Raw genomic sequence first — 19201 nt, forward strand, 5'->3', positions numbered from 1 at the left:
CACCCTTCTGTGCCATGCTCAAGCGGTGACGAGCGAGCACGTGCCTTCCGCGGACGCCGGAGCAGCCGTCGCCGAGCTGGCAGCCCTGGCCAGGATCGTGTCCAGGCAGCGCGCCGAGCTGGACCGGCTGCGGGACTCGCTGGCCACGTCCGCGGCGGTGGAGCGTGCCAAGGGTGCTCTGATGGCCGCCACGGGCTGCTCCCCCGACGCCGCCCACGAGGCGCTTCTGCAGCGGGCCGAGGCCGGGAACCGCACGCTGCTGGAGGAGTGCTGGCTGACCCTCGGCGCCCTGATGCCCACCGCGCCCGCAGCCGCAGCCGGGGCCGCCGCCGTCACCGGCCCGCCCGCCCCCGTGATGCCCCCGGAGTCGCCCGCCCCGCCCGGCACCGCCGAGACCCTCGGCCTGCTCGGCAGGGCCCTGCTGCACGTCGGTTCCCCGCAGGAGCTGGCCGGGACGCTGCTCGAGCACCTGGCACCCCGGATCGACGCCGACGCGGTAATGCTGTACCGGCGGCTGCAGCCCGGCGACGGGCTCGAACTGATCGGGTACGCGGGGCTGGACGCGACGCTCGCCGCCCAGTGGCACCAGGTGCCTCCGCTGCAGGGGTTCGCCCCGCTGGAGGCGCTCAGGGCCGGCGAGCCGCTCTGGCTGGAGGACTTCGCCGAGGACCGGCAGATGTTCCAGCTCATCGACGAGCCGCCCGGCCGCTGGCTGTCCCGGGCCTGGCTGCCGGTCCCGGCAGGCGTGGCCCTCGGCGTACTGCGCCGGTCCGCGGCCGCCTTCGGCCCCGCCGACCGTGAGCTGCTGCGGTCCGCCGCCCGGCTGTGCGCCGGCCGGCTCGGCACCCTGGACGCCCCCGCCGAGCCGGTGGCCCCGGGACTCTCCCCGGCGGTGCAGACGGTGCTGGACGCGCTGCCGGGAGCCGCGGTCCTGCTGATCCCGCTGCGGACCGCCACCGGAGAGGTCGAGGACTACCGCGTCGAGGCGGCCACCCCGGGCGCCGTGGACATCCTGGGCCGCACCGGCCGCGAGCTGGTCGGCTCCCACATCCTGGAGAGCTACCCTTCCGTCGCCGGCGAGTCGTTGTGGCAGGGGTATCTGAAGGCACTCGGCGGAGAGCCGTACGAGGGCGAGCCGTTCGTCTACGAGGAGGTCGTCGCGGGGGTGACCGTGACCGCCACCTACTCGGTGCGCGCCGCGCGGCTCGGCGACGGGCTGCTGGTCACCTGGCTGCGGCACGACACGGAGGAGCGGCAGGAGCAGCGGCTGGCGGACATGCAGCGGCTGGGCAACCTCGGCTGGGCGAGCTGGAACCTGATCACCCGTCAGGTCGACTGGTCCCCCCAGGTGTACACCATCCTGGGCCGCGAGCCGGGGCGCGGAGCGGTCCCGCTGGACCTGCTGCCGGACCTCGTGCTGCCCGAGGACGCCCACGCGCTGGCCCGCGCCGTCTCCGAACTCGCCCGCACCGGGCACCCGTTCGACGTGCCGTTCCGGATCAGGACCGGGAACGCCGTACGGCATCTGCGGGCCGTCGCGGAGGCGGTGACCACCCCGGACGGCACGGTCGTCGAGGTGCACGGCTTCGTGCAGGACCTCACCGCGCAGCGCAGCGCCGAACTCGCCCTGGTGGACAGCGAGCGCGCGATCCTGGTGCAGCGCGGCGTCCTGGAGGCCGAGCGCGCCCTGGCCGCCCGGCTCCAGCACGCGCTGCTGCCGCTGCCGAGCCGGCCGGTGCGGCTGCGCGGGCTGCGCGTCGAGGTCGCCTATCTGCCCGCCCAGGCCGGGGTGCATGTCGGCGGCGACTGGTTCAGCGCCATCGAACTGCCCCACGAGGCCGCGCTGTTCGTGGTCGGCGACGTGGCGGGCCACGGCGTCGACGCCGTCGCCACGATGGCCCAGCTGCGGTTCACCGCCAAAGGCATGGTGACCACCGGCTCCTCCCTGACCGGTGCGCTGGCCCGGCTCAACTTCCTGCTCCTGCACTCGCGCGACGCCCAGTCCACCGCGACGCTCGTCCTCGCCCGCTACGAGCCGGCCGAGCGCCGTCTGGTCTGGGCCCAGGCGGGTCACCCACCGCCCCTGCTGGTGCGCGGGGGCCGGGCCCACCGCCTGGACCGTCCGGCCGGCATGCTGCTCGGGGCGTGCGCGGACCCGGTCTACGAGTCCGCCGAGTTCCGGCTGGAGCCCGGCGACCGGCTGCTGCTGTACACCGACGGCCTCGTCGAGCGGCCGGGCGAGGACATCGACGCGGGCCTCGACCGCCTGGCCGCGGCCGCCCTCGCCGCCGGACCGGATTCCCTGGACGCGCTCCTGGCCGCGATGCTGGCGGGCGAACGGCGGGACGACGTGTGCGTGCTGGACATCCGGGTGCCGGTGACGGGCGAGGAGTAGCCGGACCGTCGGTGTTCTTCTCATCCACTGCCCGCCGCTCGAAGCCGCCGGTCAGCTGTCGGTGAGGCTGGTGCGGGACTCCAGGGAGCGGCGGGTGTCGTCGCCGTAGACACCGCGTTCGTCGCCGCTGATGCCGTACCAGACCTGGAAGCGTTCCACGGCTGCCGTCAGGGCGGCGTCGTAGGTGCCGGCGGTAGAGCCGTCGCGGTACACGTCCGGGATGCGCAGCAGGCGCTGCTCCAGTTCGACGACGTCAGGGCCGGTGTCCCCCTGGCGGAGGGTGCCGGCGCCGTCGGGGTCGGTGGAGGTGCCGGAGGCCGACGGGGTGCCGGCCGGTGCCGTGGTGGCGGACGCGGACGGCTGGGCGGCCTCGGCGGTGCCCTCGCGGCCGGGCAGCAGCAGGGCGCAGCCGAAGCCGACCAGGGCGGCCGCGCCGACGGCCACCACCACGGCGGCCCGGCGCAGTCCCGGCCCGAAGCCGAAGGCACGGGACGGGTGGGCGTCCTGCCCGTACCCGCGACCACGGCCGCCCGGCGCGGTGCGCGGGCCGTCGGTGACAGGCGGCAGCTCCTGGGTCTCGTCCTCCGTGCCGGAGCCGGACGCCGGGTCGAAGGCCTCGAAGTCCGCCGGACCCCGGCTCTTCGGCGCCCTCGCCCTCGCGTCGGCCTCCGTCCCCTCGTGGAACTCGCGCATGAGCTCCGCGAGCGTGTCGAGCCTGCGGGGGCGCAGGACCCGGACCGGTTCCAGAACCGGTCCGCGGTGCGGCTGTTCAGGGTCGGGCGGTGTCGACACACTGCTCTCCTTCCACGCACCCGTTCGCACGGGTGTCCGCGATCCCCGAGAACACATACGGGAGGACCGGCCCGCCGGTTCAGCCCGGGAGCGGCGGCGGGCCGAGGGTGGCCGGCAGAGCACTCAGTCCCCCAATATCGTGCACTGAGTGCCAGATGGCGGACGGAATGCTACGTTCGCGTCCATGAGCTCCAGCAGCGCGGCACCGCCCGCCAAGCCGCCCATGCGGGACGCCCTGGTCGCGGCGGCCTTCCGGCTCTTCGTGGAGCGCGGATACGAGCAGACGACCGTCGACGACATCGTTGCCCTCGCGGGGGTCGGGCGGCGCTCGTTCTTCCGCTACTTCCCGTCCAAGGAGGACGTGGTCTTCCCCGACCACGAGGGGTGCCTGGCCGACATGACCGCCTTCCTGGCGGCGGCCGACCCGCAGTGCGAGCCGGTGCGGCGGGTGTGCGACGCGGCGCGGCTGGTACTGCGGATGTACGCCGAGAACCCCACGTTCTCCGTACAGCGCTACCGGCTCACCAAGCAGGTCCCGGGACTGCGCGCGTACGAGCTGTCGGTGGTGTGGCGCTACGAGCGGGCGCTCGCCGAGTACCTGCGGGGCCGGTACGCGGGCCGCCCGGACGGGACGCTGCGGGCGGACGTCATCGCGGCGGCAGTGGTCGCGGCGCACAACAACGCGCTCCGCTCCTGGCTGCGTTCGGACGGGCGCAGCGACGCGGACGAGACGGTCGACCACGCCCTCGGGTACGTGCAGGACGCGTTCGGCACCGGAGCCGCCGCGCCCGCCGGCCCCGCTCCGGGCGGGGCGCCGGCGGCGCTGTTCGGCGGCCCGGTGGAACACCCGGACGACGTGGTCGTCCTCGTCTCGCGGCGCGACGCCCCGCTGTGGCGGGTGGTGCAGGAGATCGAGACCGCGTTCGGCCGCACCTGAGAAGTCCCGGCGGACCCACATTGGGGGTACGCAGTGCCTTTACGACTGACACTGAGTGCCATACGCTGTCGGCGTGCACGGTGGCACCGCCGACCGGGCACAGGCGTGCCCGGCCGGGTCCGGACACGCGGGATTCCGGGCGAGCCCAGGGAGTTGACCAGCGTGTACCACCACTCGACGAGCGCCGCGCAGTCGGCGGTCGGATTCGCGACGGGCGTTCTCGACCACGCGCCCGCGGAGCGCACCCAGGACGCCATCGTCTACCAGCGCTGCGCCTGGTGCGGCACCGCGATGTACCACCGGCTGCTGTGTCCGGTGTGCCAGGGCAGCGAGCTGCGGACGGAGCGCAGCGAGGGCACGGGCACGGTCCGCCACTCGACGGTGGTGCACCGCAACACGCCCGCCGCGCGCAACGTGTCCCTGATCGAGATGGCCGAGGGGTTCGTGGTGCGGGGCCGGGTCATGGGCCCGCCGATCGGCATCCACAGCGGCGACCGGGTCAAGCTCTCCACGGCCAAGGACCCGGTGCGGGGCGAGCCGGTCTTCCAGCTGCTCGACGAGCCGTACCGCGCCTGGAGCTGACGGCCGGAAATCCGGTTGCCCGACGGCCGGTGGCCTGGGCGAGGATGTGCCCATGAGCGATGAAACGGCCCAGGTGGCGGCCGCGATCGCGGGCGAGCTGCGGCTCATGGACCCCGAGGTGCGCGCCTCCCGGGAGCTGGCGGGTGAGCTGCTGGACCCGGAGTTCGTGGAGGTGGGCGCGTCCGGCCGCAGGTACGCGTACGAGCAGCTGCTCGCCGAACTGGCCGACAAGCCGGGCGCGTCGAAGGACGGCCCCCGGTACGAGCCGTCCGGCATGACCGGTGTCGTCCTCGCTCCGGGTCTTGTGCAGGTGACCTTCGAGGCCCGTCTCGGCGAGCGGCGCTCCCGGCACAGCTCCCTCTGGCGCCGACGCGACGAGCGGAGCGGCTGGCGGATGTACTACCACCACGCCACGGTCGTTCCGCCCGGCGTCGAGTAGCGCGGCGGGGGGCGGGGACTGCCGTGAGGGTGGTCGTGGTGGGGGCCGGGATCCTCGGCGCGTCGGTGGCCTACCACCTGGCGTGCCGGGACGTACCGGTGACGCTGGTCGAACAGGGCCCCGGTCCGGCCACGGGCGTCACCGGGGATTCCTTCGCGTGGATCGGGGGCACGACCGGCGGGGACTGGCCCGGCGGTGCCGAGGATCTGCGCCCTGCGGTCCTGGCGGACTGGCGGCGGCTGGAGCGGGAGGTGCCGGGCGTCACGGTCCGCCGGACCGGCTCGCTCACCTGGCCGGTGCCGTACGGTCCCGGCGGCGGCCGGCTCTCCGAAGGACGGCATCCGGTCGGCCGCACGGCGATCCAGGCGCTGGAGCCCCACTTCCGTACACCCCCGGACGCGGCCGTGCACACCCCGTCCGACGCGGGCGTGGACCCCGTCGCGGTCACGGCTGCGCTGGTCGGGGCGGCACGGGCCCGAGGCGCCCGGGTCGAGTACGAAGCGGCGGGCGCGACGCTGCGGACGGAGACCGGGCGCGTCACGGGGGTCGACACCGCGGCCGGATTCCGTCCCGCCTCCGTTGTCGTCCTGGCCGCCGGGACGGGAGCCGTCGAGTTGGCCGCACCCCTCGGGATCGCGCTGCCCGTCGTCGGCTCCCCCGCCCGGCTGCTCCGGCTGGCCGCGCCGCCGGGGCTGGTGCGGTCCGTCGTGGCCGGACCGGACTTCGAAGTGCGCGAAGTGAGCGCGGGACGGCTGCTGCTCACCCATACGAAGGCGGACGACGAAACGGCCGTCGCCGGCTTCCGCGCGGCGTTCGAGGGCGAGTTCCGGGTGGTCGGGTCCCGGGTGGGCGTCCGTCCGATGCCCGAGGACGGCCCGCTGATCGGCCCGCTCACCCCGGACGGCTCCGCCTACCTGGCCGTCGCCCACTCCGCGGTCGCCCTCGCCCCCACCGTCGGCCGCCTGGTCGCGGCGGAACTCGCCACCGGACAGGCCGCCCCCGAACTCGACGGGTGCCGTTTCCCCCGCACGTGACCCTTCACTCCAGACCCACAGGCAACCCACAGACTCAACTCCCCGTCCTCCGGAGGGCGAGGGGCTCCCCGGGACGGCCGGGGCGGCCCGTGCTCGCCTTCCGAGGAGGAGGGAACATTGGTCCGTACCCGGCGCATATGGGTCATCGCGACAGCGGTGCTCGCGCTCGCGGGAGGAGTGTCCGGCACCACCGCACAGGCTCAACAGGCCCCGGCCGCGGCCGCGTCCGGCGGAAAGCTGCCGCCGGGCTGGCGCATCGACCAGGAGCGGTCGGCGCCCCAGCTGGTGTGGCGGTCCGGCAGACGGGTGCCGATGGGTGACGCTCGGGTCGAATTCCGGTCGGACGGACGGCTGTTGGGGGTGCCTAAGCCGGAGCGGGACGGGCACACCTTCCGGCTCGGTCTGGCCGGGGCGCGGGCGGGAGCGTTGAAGGACCTGCAAGTCTGGTCCGGCGGACGCCGGTTGGACACCCGCCCGGACGCGGACGCATCCGCGCCTTCGGCGGCGGTCCGGCCCCCGGCCCCGCTACCCGCCAATCCGGTGGACCCGGGAAAGCCCGGCCCGTACCGCACGAAGACGGGCTCCTACCAGCTCAAGTCGGTGCGCCTGCCCGGGTTCTCCGTCCCGGTCGAGATGCGCGCCGTTGTGGTCGCGCCCACCGGGGTCTCCGGGGCTCGCCCGCTGGCGCTGTTCCTGCACGGCCGCCACGCCACCTGCTACGCCCCGCACGGCGGAGGTGACGACGCCTCCGGCGCCTGGCCCTGCCCGGCGGGCACGCTCCCGGTGCCGAGCCACCGGGGCTATCTGCGCGACCAGCGGCTGCTGGCCTCCCAGGGCTATGTGACGGTGTCGATCTCGGCGAACGGGATCAACGGCCAGGACTGGCAGGCCGAGGACGGCGGCGCACAGGCCCGTTCGTCGCTGATCCGGCTGCACCTGGCGCACTGGGCCGACTGGGCGCGCCACCCGCGCCTGGCGCCCCCGATCGTGCGCGAGGCACCCCGCGCCGACCTGTCCCGCGTGCTGCTGATCGGTCACTCCCGGGGCGGCGAGGGCGTCAACCGGGCGGCGCTGGACAGCCTGTACCCGCCGCCGGCCGACCAGGACGGCTATCACGGCGGGGTGCGCTGGCACATCAGCGGAACCGTGCTGATCGGCCCGACCGTCTTCGGCCAGAACCCGGTGCCGGACGTCCCTTCGCTCACGATCCTGCCGGGCTGCGACGGCGATGTCTCCGACCTGCAGGGCGAGGTCTACGTCGACGGCACCCGCGCGGTCAGCAGCGGCAAGGCTCTGCACAGCGCGGTGTACGTGATCGGCGCCGACCACAACTTCTTCAACACCCAGTGGACGCCGGGGCAGGCACAGGCCCCCGCGGAGGACGACTTCTCCGACGACCCGGACCACCCGGACCCGGTCTGCTCCCCGCGGGCCGCGACCCGGCTGACCGCCGACCAGCAGCACCAGGCCGGCTCCACGTACATCGCGGCGGCGGCCCGGCTGTTCGTCGCGGGGGACGACAAGGTCCGTCCGCTGCTGGACGGTTCGGGGCGGCGGGCGCCGTCGGCGGATCCGGCGCGGGTGCTCAGCCACGCGGTCGGTGCGAACCGCGGGGCCGGGTTCCTGCCGGACGGCGCGGTGACGGTGACCGGTGGCCGGCTGTGCTCGGCGGTCGACCCCGACCCGGCGGTGGCCTGTCTGGGGCAGGGCGTCACGGGTGTCTCGCCGCACTTCGCGCAGTGGGAGACGGGACGGGAGGCCGGCCGGCACGCGGTCGCGCTGCACTGGACGTCCGCCGGATCGCCGACGCGGGTCCGGGTGGCACGGCCGGTATCGCTCTCCGGTGCCGAGGCGCTCGCGCTGCGGGTCTTCGTGCCGCCGAACTCCCGGGGCACCGCGCTCGACGTGTCCGTCACCGACAGCCACGGCCGGCGGGCGACGCTGGGCCGGGTCCGGACCGACGGACTGCCCGGCAGCGACCGCACGGCGTCCTACTGGGCGCGCGAGCTGCGCGTACCGCTCACCGCCGCCCGCCGGGCCGGGCTCGACCTGCGGTCCGTCACCTCCCTTGAGCTGACTCCGCGTTCGGGATCCGGGCGGGCCTGGCTGATGGACGCCTGGGGCTGGCGGCCGGGCACCCCGGCGGTCCGCGCGGCCGCACTGCCGCGCGTCGACGTCGGCCGGCTCACGGTCGACGAGGGCGACCAGGGCGTACGCACCTACCACGTCCCGGTGCAGGTGTCCGGGCGGGGCACCGGCCAGGTCCGGGTGTACGTCGTCGACCCGGCGACCGGCGACGCGAAGGACCGCCTGGTCACCGTGCGGCCGGGCGGCCACGACATCGACGTGCCGGTCGAGGTGCGGGGCAACACCCGCTACGGCGCGGACGTGCCGTACGACGTGCTGGTCAAGGCCGTCCACGGGGCCGTGGTCGGCTCCTACCGGGGCGGGCTGACCGTGCACAACGACGATCCCGCGCCCACGATCACGGTGACCCCGCTCGCGGACCCGGTGACCGAGGGTGCGGCCCTGAAGTGGCGGATCTCGCTGTCCGAGGCCGCGGACACGGACATCGGCGCGCTGTTCGTCCCCGTCCCGGTCGGCAGCGGCGGCACGGAGCTGTCCACCAAGGACGTCGCCCCGGACTGGCTGGCCGGTGTCTCCGGCGCGGAACCGGACCCGGAACGCCCGCTGTCCCAGGTGGACGGCCTGTACCTGTGGCTGGACATGCCCGCCGGGCAGACGAGCCTCGACGTGACCGTGCCGACCGTACGGGACCAGGTCGCGGAACCGGCCGAGTCGGTCACCTTCCAGCAGACGGACGACGAGGGCAAGCCGCTGCCCGGCGGTCTGACGCTCACCGGAACGGTGCTGGACGCCTCGTAGCGGTCCGCGCGCCCTGGGGAGACCGTGGTCTCCCCAGGGCGCGGCTTTCTCAAGGGGTCAGGGTCACCCGGATGCCGACGGTGCCGTCGAGGCCGCGGCGCAGCCTGCTGCCGAGGAGGGTGAGCCGGCCGGTGATGCCGTACTTGCGGGCGATGAGGTCGCGGTAGCGGGCGGTGGTGGCCGCGTCGGCGATCTCCGCGGTGGCCGGGACCGGGTCGCCGGTCGGGCGGCCGCGCAGGTCGCAGGCGCCGACCTTGACGTCGGCGCGGCGGCGGATGCGCTTGACCTTGAAGGTGTCGGCGGCCGTCCAGACACCGAGCGTGTCCCCGTCCCGCACCACCCACACCGGGGTGGGGACGGGGGTGCCGTCCTTGCGGTAGCTGGTGACCAGCAGGTACTTGCCGGCACCGAGCTGGTCGAGGGCCGTGCCGGTGGTGTTTTCCATGCCCGGAGTCTAGGCGGGTCCGGCGAAGCAGCGCCCCGAAGGGGCGCGAGGAACTGCGCGACCAGCCACAACGGACCCGCAGCCTACCACCGGCCCATCACGGCTCTCCCAGCGGAGCGCTCAGGCGTCCGCCCGCCGGTCGAGCAGGTCGAGGTACTTCCGTGCGAACAGATACGCGTCGCCGGGCCAACGTGCCGAGAGATAGGTACCGTCCTCGGCGACGAAGGCGTGCGTGTCGTCGCTCGCGGTGCCTCGCCGGGTGAGCTCGCGCGGGCCGCGCTCGAACTGGATGTCCGGCTCGGCGAGGGCGGCCCGCACCTCGTCCTCGACGTAGGCGGGGTACGTGCGGTAGTAGCGGCCGAGACGCCAGGCCGTGGTGAAGTAGGCGGTGCGTTCCATGTACTTGGGCAGGCAGGTGGTCCGGCGGCCGGACAAAACGCTGCGCCCGGTGGCCGGGTCCAGGGTGCGGGCGAGGACGAGGACGCCGTGGCAGATCGCGCCGACCGGGCGGCCCAGTGCCCAGAACTTCCGCACCTGGTCGCGCAGTTCGGGCGAGCCGAGGTACTGGCGCATGCCGGGCGCGTGTCCGCCGGGCAGCACCAGCCCGTCGAAGCCGGTGACGTCGAGGCCGGCCCAGGCCACGGTGGCGGTGAACTCCGGTGCGGCGGTGAGCTGTTCGTAGAACCGCCGGGGTTCGTCCGCGGCGCCGAGCTGCCCGAACAGGACGCCGGTGAGCAGCCGGGGGTCGGCCGCGGGCCGGGTGCCGGCGCGTTCGGTGGCGAACACGACCTCATGGCCGGCCCGGGTCAGCTCCCGCCAGGGCACGGCCACCTCGGTCACGTCGAAGTCCCGGTCGGGAAGCGGTATCAGCACACGCATACGGCCATGATGTCAGCCGGGCGGTCACGCCTCACGCGAGCGCCGCGGCCATCCGTCGTACCGCCTCCGTGATCACCTCGGGCGAGGTGGCGAGGTTGAGCCGTACGTGCCCGGCGCCGCCGGTGCCGAAGGGGATGCCGGAGTTCACGGCGACCCGGCCGCGCTCCAGGAAGACCTCGGCCGGGTCGTCGCCGAGGCCGAGGGCGCGGCAGTCCAGCCAGGCGAGGTAGGTGGCCTCGGCGGGTCGGTACCGGATGCCGGGCAGGTGGCGGTCGAGCAGGCCGGCGAGCAGGTGCCGGTTCTCGTCGAGGCCGGTGAGCAGGGCGTCGAGCCAGGCGGTGCCGTCGGTCAGGGCGGCCGTGTGGGCGATGACGCCGACATGGCTGGGGCCGTGGCTGACCTCCTCCGGCAGCCGGGCGAGGTCGGCTGCGGCGCCGGGTCCGGCGACGGCGAGCGCGGCCTTGAGGCCCGCGAGGTTCCAGGCCTTGGACGCGGACATCAGCGAGAGTCCCCGGTCCGCCCCCGGCACGCTCAGGTAGGGGACGAAGTCGACGCCCGGGGCGGTGAGCGGGGCGTGGATCTCGTCGGCGACGACCCGGACGCCGTACCGCTCGGCGAGGACGGTGACGGCGGTGAGCTCCTCGACGGTGTGGACGGTGCCGGCCGGGTTGTGGGGGCTGCACAGGAGATAGCCGGCCCGCCCGCCGCCGAGCCCGCGGAACACCTCCTCCAGCACGTCGAGGTCGATACGCCCGCCGGCGCCGAGCGGGGCCTCCACCACCCGCCGGTCCATGTTCCCGACGAACTGGTAGAAGGGCGGGTACACCGGCGAGTTGACGACCACCGGGTCACCGGGCCCGGTGACCAGCCGGAGCATCTCGACCACACCGAGCATCACGTCGGGGACGATCGCGGTGCGGGCCACGTCGAGCCCGTCCCAGCCCCAGCGTTTCGCGGCGAACGCGGCGAGCGCCTCGGCGTAGGCGGTGCCGGCCGGGTAGCCGGTGTCGCCGAGTTCCATCGCCGCCGTGACCGCGCGCACGATCGGTGCGGCGAGCGGCACGTCCATCTCGGCCACCCAGACCGGGAGCACGTCCTCCGGGTAGGTGCGCCATTTCATGCTGGTACGACATCGCAGCCGGTCGAGGGTGAGGGCGCGCAGCGGGTTCGGTTCGCCCGGATTCTCCTGCGGGATGCTGGTCATGGGCTCAAGATAGGCGGCTGGGGCAGGCCCGGGAACGAGGCGTGCGGTCATGCCGTACTGCCACGGGATCGTAAAGATCACCAACGCTGTGAACACCCTGCGGGCCGCCCACGTATGGAGAGCAGGGCGCTCGACGACCGGAGGGCCCCGCGGTGCAGGCACCGCGCGTTCGGGGTTCGGGAGCCATGGATGAGGCACGCACGACGACGGGTCGTCCGGCGGGGGACACAGCTGGCGGCGGTCGGCGGACTCCTTCTGGGAGGCGCGATGGTCACCACGGCCATGGCGAGCGAGACTCCCGGGACGTCCGCCGTCCCGTTCAGCTCCGGCTCCGCGACCGAGGCCGGTAACAGCGGTGCCGCGCTGGTGGCGAAGCTCGGCACGGCCCGTACCGCGGGCAGCTGGATCGGCGCCGACGGCAAGCCGGTGGTCGCGGTCACCGACGCGCAGGCCGCGGCGATGGTGAAGCAGGCGGGTGCCGTGCCCAAGATGGTGTCGCACAGCATGAACGAGCTGAAGGCGGCCACCGCCACGCTGAAGGCGGCGCCGCGGGTGGCCGGCACCGCGTGGGTGGTGGACTACAGGACCAACCGGGTGATGGTGGAGGCCGACAGCACGGTCTCCGCCTCCGACTGGTCGGACCTGAGCCGGGTCGCCGCGGGCATCGGCGGTTTCGTGCAGATGCAGCGCTCCGAGGGGACGTTCACCACCCGGCTGAACGCGGCGCAGCCGATCCTGTCGACGGGCGGCCGCTGTTCGGCGGGGTTCAACGTCACCAACGGGACGACCGACTTCATCCTCACCGCCGGTCACTGCGGTCCCGCCAACACCATCTGGTTCGACGACAGCCAGGGCAACCAGCAGCTGGGCACGACGATCAACACGCAGTTCCCGGGCAACGACTTCTCGCTGATCCAGTACGCGTCCGGGAAGGCCGGTGACAACGCGGACGTGGTCGCGATCGGCAACGGCCAGGGCGTGCGGATCACCGGGGCGGCCGATCCGACGGTCGGGCAGAAGGTGTTCCGCAGCGGCTCCACCAGCGGGCTGCACGACGGCACGGTGACCGCGCTCAACGCGACCGTCAACTACCCCGAGGGCACGGTCACCGGGCTCATCCAGACCAATGTGTGCGCCGAACCGGGCGACAGCGGGGGTCCGTTGTTCTCCAATGGCATCGCACTGGGGGTGACCTCGGGCGGCAGCGGTGACTGCACCACGGGCGGGGTGACGTTCTTCCAGCCGGTGACGCGGGCGATGGCGGCGCTGAACGTCCAGCTGATCGTGACGAAGCAGGCGGCCGCCGGGGCTCAGAGCGCCGCGCCGGCGCCGTCCGCGTCGGCCAACCACAGCGCCATCGCGCCGAGCGCGGCCTCGCCGGGTTCGACGGCGCCGGTGACCGGGGACGACACCAGTCTGGTCGCCCGGCTCACGGACACCCGCAACGTCGGTCCGGGCCTGCTGGTGATCGGGGGCAGTCTGATCGCGCTGGTCGCGACCCGGTACATCCGCTCGGAACAGGACCGCAAGGCGTACCAGCGCTACTACTCGGCTACTTGGGGCTGACAGAGGAACCGAGGACAGGGGCCTCGGCGAGGTCCTACGAGAAGGGCACCCGTCCCGACGGGTGCCCGGGACGGGCGGTCAGGCCGCCTGGTCCGGCTGCTACGGGGTCGCTGCCGCCCATTCGAGGACGAGCCGCTGGTACTCCTCGCGCTGCTCGGTGCTCAGTGTCCCGCCCGACCGGAGCCACAGGGCCCGGATCTCCTCGTTGACCTCGTCGGCCGATCGCTCGGTGACGGCTTCAACAGTGGTGGACATGGTGTGAAGCATATGCCGGTCGGCGTGAAGGCGCCGTGAGTAAGTACGACTGATACGGACATATCGGACCGTGTTACTCATCACGTCAATGTGTCAAGGAGAGACGGGAGTTCGATGCGGTGCGGCACCGGCTGTCCGAACGGAAACCGCAGTTCAGCCGCCCGCCCCGCCGAGCACCAGCACCTGGATCGCCAGTACGGCGGCACCCCGCGCCCAGTCGTGGAAGTCGGAGACCTTGGTCTCCAGGCCGATCGGGGCGGCGAGCGGATGCCGGTGGGCGCGGACCGCGTCCCGCACCGTGTCGCCGGCCACCTCCATCAGGCCGACACCTTCCCCGGCCAGCAGGATCTTCTGCGGCATGACGAAGTTGGCGATCTGCGCGAGCAGCGTGCCCAGCGCCCGGCCGGCCTCGCCGATCACCCGCGCGGCCATCGGCTCGCCCGCGGCGGCACCGGCGAGGATCTCCTCGTAGGACGCGTCCCGGCCGGTGGCGGCCCGGACCTGGTAGCGGATGCTGGGGATGGTGAGCAGCGACACGGCGCTGCCGCGCTCGCCCTGCGGGGTGAGCGGGCCCTGCGGGTCGATGATCCAGTGCCGTCCGAAGCCGCGGTCCTCCTCGGCACAGGGGACCCGCCTGCCGCCGAGCACCAGGCCGTAGCCGATGCCGGCGCCGATGGTCAGCACGACGAAGCGGTCGAGTCCGCGGCCGGCGCCGAACCAGGTCTCGGCCTCGACCAGGGCGGCCACGTCGTTCTCCACGACGACCGGCAGCCCGGTGCGCTCCCGGACCAGCCCGGCCAGCGGGACGTCACGCCAGCTCAGGTAGGGCGACTCGCCGACCACCGCGTACTCGCGCACGAACCCGCCGACGCCGATCCCTATGCCCGCGACCGCGGGGTGCCGGCCGGCGAGCTCGGCGGTCATGGCGGCCAGCAGGTCGGCGACGTACTTCGGGTCATGGCTGGTGAGCGGCCGGTCGAGGCGGGCGACGATGTCGCTCCTGAGGCTGGTGACGACGCCGTAGACCATCTCGTCGGTGATCTTGAAGCCGAGGAAGGACCGGGACTCGGCGACCACGTCGAGCGGCTGTGAGGGACGGCCCTGGCGCGCCTCCGCCGAAGCCCCCGCCCAGGGGGCCTCGACGAGCAGGCCGGACTCGATGAGCGGCTTGCTGAGGCGGGTGAGGCTGCCCTGGGAGAGGTTCAGCCGGCGGGCCAGCTCGGTGCGCGACAGCGGGCCGTGGACGAGCACCTCGATCGCCACGGAGCGCTCCGCGGGGCTCAGCGGCAGCCAGTCGGTCACGGCATCCCTTTTCTTCCGGAGCTGAAGCAACCCGTCCACCCTACTGTGCGCCGGGTGCGCCGCATAAGCGCCCTCCTCGCACCTTTCTGACTTCCTTCCGCCCCTTGACGGCCAGATTCTTCCGCAGCAAAAGTAACCCCCATGACTTTCTCACTCGGCATCGTCGGCGCAGGTCAGTTCTCCGGCCAGTTCGCCACGCTGTTCCAGGCCCATCCCGGCGTCGGCGACGTGTACGTCACCGACCTGCTGCCCGAGCGGGCGGAGAAACTCGCCGCCGCCCAGGGTCTGGCGGGCACCTTCCCGTCGTACGAGGCCATGCTGGAGTCGGATGTCGACGCGGTCGCGATCTTCACCCAGCGCTGGACGCACGGCCCGCTGGTCCTGCAGGGCCTGAACGCCGGCAAGCACGTGTACTCCGCGGTCCCCATGGCGATCACGACCGAGGAGATCGCCGCGATCATCGACACGGTCAAGGCGACCGGCCTGACCTACATGATGGGCGAGACCAGCCAGTACAACCCGGCGACCGTGCACGCCCGCAACCAGATCGCCGAGGGCGCCTTCGGGCGGCTCTTCTACGCCGAGGGCGACTACGTCCACGACATGGACCTCGGCTTCTACGACGCCTACCGCTACAGCGGCGGCGAGAACTGGAAGGCGACCGCCAGCTATCCCCCGCTGCTCTACCCGACGCACGCGGTGGGCGGGGTGCTGGGGGCCTGGCAGACGCACGCGGTGAGCGTGTCGGCGATCGGTGTGGTCGACGACCGCGGCGACGGCGTCTTCGACAAGGAGGTCAGCCAGTTCGGCAACGACGTGTCCAACGCGACCGCGCTGTTCGAGGTGGCCGGCGGTGGTTCGTTCCGTACGAACGAGTTCCGGCGGGTGGGCTACCCGTCCCACATCCGCGAGTCCCGCTTCCGGTTCTTCGGCACGGAGGCGAGCATGGAGCAACTGGCGACGGTGGCGCTGTGGCAGGACAAGCACGGCGTGAAGGACATCAGCGAGCTGCTCGAACCCAAGCCCACCATGTCCCCTGACGACCCGTCGCTCCAGCACATCGCGCCGGAGCTGCGGGCGGCCTTCACCTCGGGGTCGGCACCGGTGCACGACCGGGAGCGGCTGCCGCGGGAGTTCGACGCGCTGCACAACGGGCACGAGGGCAGCCACCACTTCCTGGTGGACGACTTCGTGACCGCCGTCAACACGCGCGGCCTGCCGTCGGTCAACGCCTGGGTCGCGGCCCGCTACACCCTGCCGGGCATCATCGCGCACGAGTCGGCGCGGCAGGGTGGGGCCAGGCTGGAGATCCCGGACTTCGGGGACGCCCCGGAGAGCTGAGCCGAAACCACGGGTCCGCAGCCGCCGGCCGGGGCCGGGTGCCGTCAGGTGCCCGGCTTGCGGCCGTACACGTAGACGTCGTCGCCGGTCTTCAGCAGCGACCAGTACTTCTTGGCGTCCTTCGTGGTCATGTTCACACAGCCGTGCGAGCCCGGCGGGTTCCACATGCTGAGGTTCACCGAGTGGAAGGCCTGGCCGCCGTCGAAGAACTGGCTGTAGGGCATCGGCACGTTGTAGACGGACGAGACGTGGTCGATGTCACGCCAGTAGATCTTCTTCAGACCGGTCCGGGTCTCGAAGCCGTCACGGCCGGTACGGACCGGGACCGGGCCGTAGACCAGCTTGTTGCCGTCCTGGACCCAGCTCAGCTGGAGCGTGAGGTTGACGCAGGCGATGCGTCCCTTGTTCGTCGGGCACTTGCCGTCCTTGTTGGGGTTGTTCCCGACGGCCTTCTGCTTGTTCATCAGGTCCATCACGCCCCAGGTGACGGGTCCCGCGTACCCGACGGCGGGCGTGATGCCGTGCTTGTTCTGGAACGCCTGGATCGCCTTGCAGTCGGCGGTGGACTGCTTGCCGTCGACCGGCCGCCCGAGGAACTTCTCCACCTGCTTCTGGTACGGCCCGGCCTGCGTGGTGCAGCTCGCGGCCTGCGCCGGAGCGGAGGTGAGGGCGAGCGTGAGGGGCGCCACCAGCCCGGTGACACCAAGCACGACGGCACTTCGTCTGCGTATGTCCCCCATATGACGTCTGTCTCCTTTTTCTGTCCTGCGGTCTCGTCGTACTGGACCGGCCGATACACGGCATTGGTTGTAGCCCGGGCCGGGCTGTGACGAAACGGTTAACTTCGCCGCTGCGGCCGCCCCTGCCGGCATCGGTCCACCTACCCGGAAGTGGACCGCGCCACAGCGTTGTGGCCGACCTAGTCTGCGGGTCATGCACCCCGCACTCGCCGACGATCTCGCCCGGCTTCCCGAACTTCTCCAGTCCGCCCGCGACGAGGCCGCCCGTGCGGTGGCCGGGTCGGCCGAGCGGCCGGTGGCCGCGCCCGGGCCCGCACCCGCACGGGCGCCGCTGCCCGAGCAGGGGGAGGGCGGTGACGGCGCGCTGGCCCGGTTCACCGAGCGGTGGGCGCCGGGAATGTCCGCCTCGGCCGGGCCACGCTACCTCGGATTCGTCACCGGCGGTGTGACCCCCGCCTCCCTCACCGGCGACTGGCTGACCTCGGCCTACGACCAGAACCTGTCCGGGGACGCCGGCTCCTGGGGTGCCGCCCTGGAGCGCGAGACCGTGGCCTGGCTCGCCGAGCTTTTCGGGCTCGGCGAGGCACACAGCGGGGCATTTGTGACCGGGGCCACCATGTCGAACACGGTCGGTCTGGCGATCGCCCGGGAGTGGCTCGGGGAGCGGCTCGGGGTGGACGTCTCCCGGGCGGGGGCCGCCGCGCTGGGCCCGGTCGACGTGCTCTCCGGCAGCCCGCACTCCAGTGTGGGCAAGGCGCTGTCGGTGCTCGGCGTCGGGCGGGACCGGCTGCGCCCGGTGCCGCTGCTGCCCGGCAACCGGGAGGCGGTCGACGTGGCCGCGCTGGACGCGGCGCTGGCCGGGCTGGACGGGCGGCCCTCGATCGTCGTCGCCAACGCGGGCACGGTGAACACCGTCGACTTCGACGACCTGCGGGCGATCGCCGCCCTCCGGGAGCGGTACGGCTTCTGGCTGCACGTGGACGCCGCGTTCGGCGCCTTCGCCGCCCTCTCCCCCGCCCACGCCCCGCTCGTCGACGGTCTCGACGCGGCCGACTCGGTCTGTGTGGACCTGCACAAGTGGCTCAACGTCCCCTACGACGCGGCCGTCCAGTTCACCCGTCGCCGCGACCTCCAGGTGGCCGTCTTCCACAACGAGTCCCCGTACCTGGGCCCGCCCACCGGCACCCCGGACTTCCTGCACCTCACCCCGGAGAACTCCCGCCGGATGCGGGCGCTGCCCGCCTGGTTCGCGCTGACGGCGTACGGCCGGGACGGGCACCGCGAGATCGTGGAGCGCAATGTCACCGAGGCGCGCCGTCTCGGCTCCGGCATCGGGGAGTTGCCCGCCCTGCGCCTCCTCGCCCCGGTCCGGCTCAACGTCGTCTGCTTCACCCTCGCCGAGGACCCCACGCAGGAGCGGGTGGCCGCCCTGGCCCGGGCGGTCGCCGCGTCCGGCGAGGCGTTCCTGACGCCGACGGTGTACGGCGGGGTGCCGGCGCTGCGGGCGGCGTTCAGCAACTGGCGCACCACCGAGGACGACACCCGGCGCGTGCTGGCCGTGCTCGCGACCGCCTCAGCGGCTCTCTGACCCGCGCCGGGCCTCCCGGTGCGGCCGCAGCGCCGCGTGGAACCCGCCGTGCACGGCGGTGAGTCCGCCGTCGACGCGGAGGGTGGTGCCGGTGATCCAGGCGGCGTCGCGGGAAGCGAGGAAGGCGACGGCCGCGGCGACGTCCTCCGGTTCGCCGACCCGGCCGAGCGGGTACAGCGGCCGGAGTGCGTCGAGTTCGTCCTCCCGGCCCGCCCAGGCCGAGGTGCGGACCGTGCCGGGTTCCACCAGGTTGACCCGCACCCCGCGCGCGGCGGCGTGCCCGGCGAGGGTGCGGGTCAGCGAGCCGAGTCCGGCCTTGGCGGCGCTGTAGGCGTGGTTGCCGAAGTCGGCCTCGGCGTTGACGGAGCCGATGCTCACGATCGCGCCCCGGCCGGAGGCGACCAGGTGCGGAAGGGCGGCGCGGCAGCAGCGGTGGACGCCGGTGAGCGTGATGTCGAGGTCCAGGGCCCACCCGTCGTCCGGCTGGTCCTCGAAGAGGGGGACGTCCGGGGTGCAGTGCGCGGCGCAGTTCACCAGGACGTCGAGCGTGCCGAAGGAGTCGACGGCACGGGCGACGGCGGCTTCCACCGCGTCGCGGTCCGCGACATCGCAGGCGAACGCCGTGACCGCCAGCCCGTGTTCGCGCAGCGCCGCCGCCGTCCGCTCCGCCTCGGGCAGGTCCCGGTCGGCCGCCAGCACCTGTGCGCCCTCCTCGGCCAGCCGGCGGGCGACGGCCGCGCCGATGCCGCGGGCCGCGCCCGTGACGAGAACTCCGTGTCCGGCAAGGCGATCGAGTCCGGTCATGCCGACGACCGT

General features: G+C 73.5%; 17 protein-coding genes. 9 read left to right on the forward strand and 8 right to left on the reverse strand.

Annotated features, from left to right (window positions below; all coding sequences use genetic code 11):
- The first annotated feature begins 25 nt into the window (after window positions 1-25).
- Window positions 26-2395, forward strand: coding sequence for a SpoIIE family protein phosphatase (locus tag KVT45_RS03700; protein WP_308310637.1), 2370 nt, complete (start codon window positions 26-28; stop codon window positions 2393-2395).
- A gap of 51 nt (window positions 2396-2446) precedes the next feature.
- Here KVT45_RS03700 and KVT45_RS03705 read toward each other — a convergent pair whose 3' ends face one another.
- Window positions 2447-3187, reverse strand: coding sequence for a peptidoglycan-binding protein (locus KVT45_RS03705; RefSeq protein WP_217545009.1), 741 nt, complete (start codon window positions 3185-3187; stop codon window positions 2447-2449).
- 184 nt (window positions 3188-3371) lie between these two features.
- Here KVT45_RS03705 and KVT45_RS03710 point away from each other — a divergent pair, with 184 nt between their 5' ends.
- The 5 genes from KVT45_RS03710 to KVT45_RS03730 all read left to right on the forward strand — a co-directional run bounded on the left by KVT45_RS03710 (window position 3372) and on the right by KVT45_RS03730 (window position 9065).
- Window positions 3372-4124: a TetR family transcriptional regulator gene (locus KVT45_RS03710; protein ID WP_217545010.1), complete on the forward strand. Its 753-nt coding sequence runs from the start codon at window positions 3372-3374 to the stop codon at window positions 4122-4124.
- Between the two features lie 162 nt (window positions 4125-4286).
- On the forward strand, window positions 4287-4706 hold the full coding sequence (locus KVT45_RS03715) for a Zn-ribbon domain-containing OB-fold protein (protein WP_217545302.1): 420 nt from the start codon (window positions 4287-4289) through the stop codon (window positions 4704-4706).
- 52 nt (window positions 4707-4758) lie between these two features.
- Window positions 4759-5145 (forward strand): DUF4440 domain-containing protein, encoded by a 387-nt coding sequence (locus tag KVT45_RS03720; protein WP_217545011.1) that lies wholly within the window; start codon window positions 4759-4761, stop codon window positions 5143-5145.
- A 23-nt stretch (window positions 5146-5168) separates the two neighbouring features.
- Window positions 5169-6179 carry an FAD-binding oxidoreductase gene (locus KVT45_RS03725; RefSeq protein ID WP_217545012.1) on the forward strand — a complete coding sequence of 337 codons (1011 nt, stop codon included), beginning with the start codon at window positions 5169-5171 and terminating at the stop codon, window positions 6177-6179.
- Window positions 6180-6296: 117 nt separating this feature from the next.
- A complete protein-coding gene (locus KVT45_RS03730) occupies window positions 6297-9065 on the forward strand; it encodes a hypothetical protein (RefSeq protein ID WP_217545013.1) in 2769 nt (922 codons plus the stop codon).
- Window positions 9066-9114: 49 nt separating this feature from the next.
- Here the strand turns inward: KVT45_RS03730 and KVT45_RS03735 are convergent, their stop codons facing one another.
- From KVT45_RS03735 to KVT45_RS03745, 3 genes are all read right to left on the reverse strand, one after another.
- On the reverse strand, window positions 9115-9510 hold the full coding sequence (locus KVT45_RS03735) for a PPOX class F420-dependent oxidoreductase (protein ID WP_217545014.1): 396 nt from the start codon (window positions 9508-9510) through the stop codon (window positions 9115-9117).
- A 120-nt stretch (window positions 9511-9630) separates the two neighbouring features.
- Window positions 9631-10389 (reverse strand): type 1 glutamine amidotransferase domain-containing protein, encoded by a 759-nt coding sequence (locus KVT45_RS03740; protein WP_217545015.1) that lies wholly within the window; start codon window positions 10387-10389, stop codon window positions 9631-9633.
- Between the two features lie 31 nt (window positions 10390-10420).
- On the reverse strand, window positions 10421-11593 hold the full coding sequence (locus KVT45_RS03745; protein WP_217545016.1) for a MalY/PatB family protein: 1173 nt from the start codon (window positions 11591-11593) through the stop codon (window positions 10421-10423).
- A 189-nt stretch (window positions 11594-11782) separates the two neighbouring features.
- Between KVT45_RS03745 and KVT45_RS03750 the strand changes: the two genes are divergently transcribed.
- Complete coding sequence (locus KVT45_RS03750) at window positions 11783-13159, forward strand: S1 family peptidase (RefSeq protein ID WP_217545017.1); 1377 nt, start codon at window positions 11783-11785, stop codon at window positions 13157-13159.
- Window positions 13160-13258: 99 nt separating this feature from the next.
- Here KVT45_RS03750 and KVT45_RS03755 read toward each other — a convergent pair whose 3' ends face one another.
- Window positions 13259-13414, reverse strand: a complete 156-nt coding sequence (locus KVT45_RS03755) for a hypothetical protein (RefSeq protein WP_167450010.1) — start codon at window positions 13412-13414, stop codon at window positions 13259-13261.
- 153 nt (window positions 13415-13567) lie between these two features.
- Window positions 13568-14716, reverse strand: a complete 1149-nt coding sequence (locus KVT45_RS03760) for an ROK family transcriptional regulator (RefSeq protein WP_217545018.1) — start codon at window positions 14714-14716, stop codon at window positions 13568-13570.
- Between the two features lie 141 nt (window positions 14717-14857).
- Between KVT45_RS03760 and KVT45_RS03765 the strand changes: the two genes are divergently transcribed.
- Complete coding sequence (locus tag KVT45_RS03765; RefSeq protein ID WP_217545019.1) at window positions 14858-16057, forward strand: Gfo/Idh/MocA family protein; 1200 nt, start codon at window positions 14858-14860, stop codon at window positions 16055-16057.
- A gap of 44 nt (window positions 16058-16101) precedes the next feature.
- Here the strand turns inward: KVT45_RS03765 and KVT45_RS03770 are convergent, their stop codons facing one another.
- Window positions 16102-16797 (reverse strand): L,D-transpeptidase, encoded by a 696-nt coding sequence (locus KVT45_RS03770; protein ID WP_217545020.1) that lies wholly within the window; start codon window positions 16795-16797, stop codon window positions 16102-16104.
- 193 nt (window positions 16798-16990) lie between these two features.
- On the opposite strand from KVT45_RS03770, the gene KVT45_RS03775 reads away from it, so the two are divergent.
- Entirely contained in the window at window positions 16991-18385 is a 1395-nt protein-coding gene (locus tag KVT45_RS03775) for a pyridoxal-dependent decarboxylase (RefSeq protein ID WP_217545021.1), read from the forward strand.
- On the opposite strand, the gene KVT45_RS03780 is transcribed toward KVT45_RS03775, so the two are convergent.
- Entirely contained in the window at window positions 18371-19189 is an 819-nt protein-coding gene (locus KVT45_RS03780) for an SDR family NAD(P)-dependent oxidoreductase (RefSeq protein ID WP_217545022.1), read from the reverse strand. The genes KVT45_RS03775 and KVT45_RS03780 overlap by 15 nt on opposite strands.
- Window positions 19190-19201 lie beyond the last annotated feature (12 nt).

This window comes from Streptomyces sp. GbtcB6 (assembly GCF_019091475.1).
Taxonomy (GTDB): Bacteria; Actinomycetota; Actinomycetes; order Streptomycetales; family Streptomycetaceae; genus Streptomyces; species Streptomyces hyaluromycini.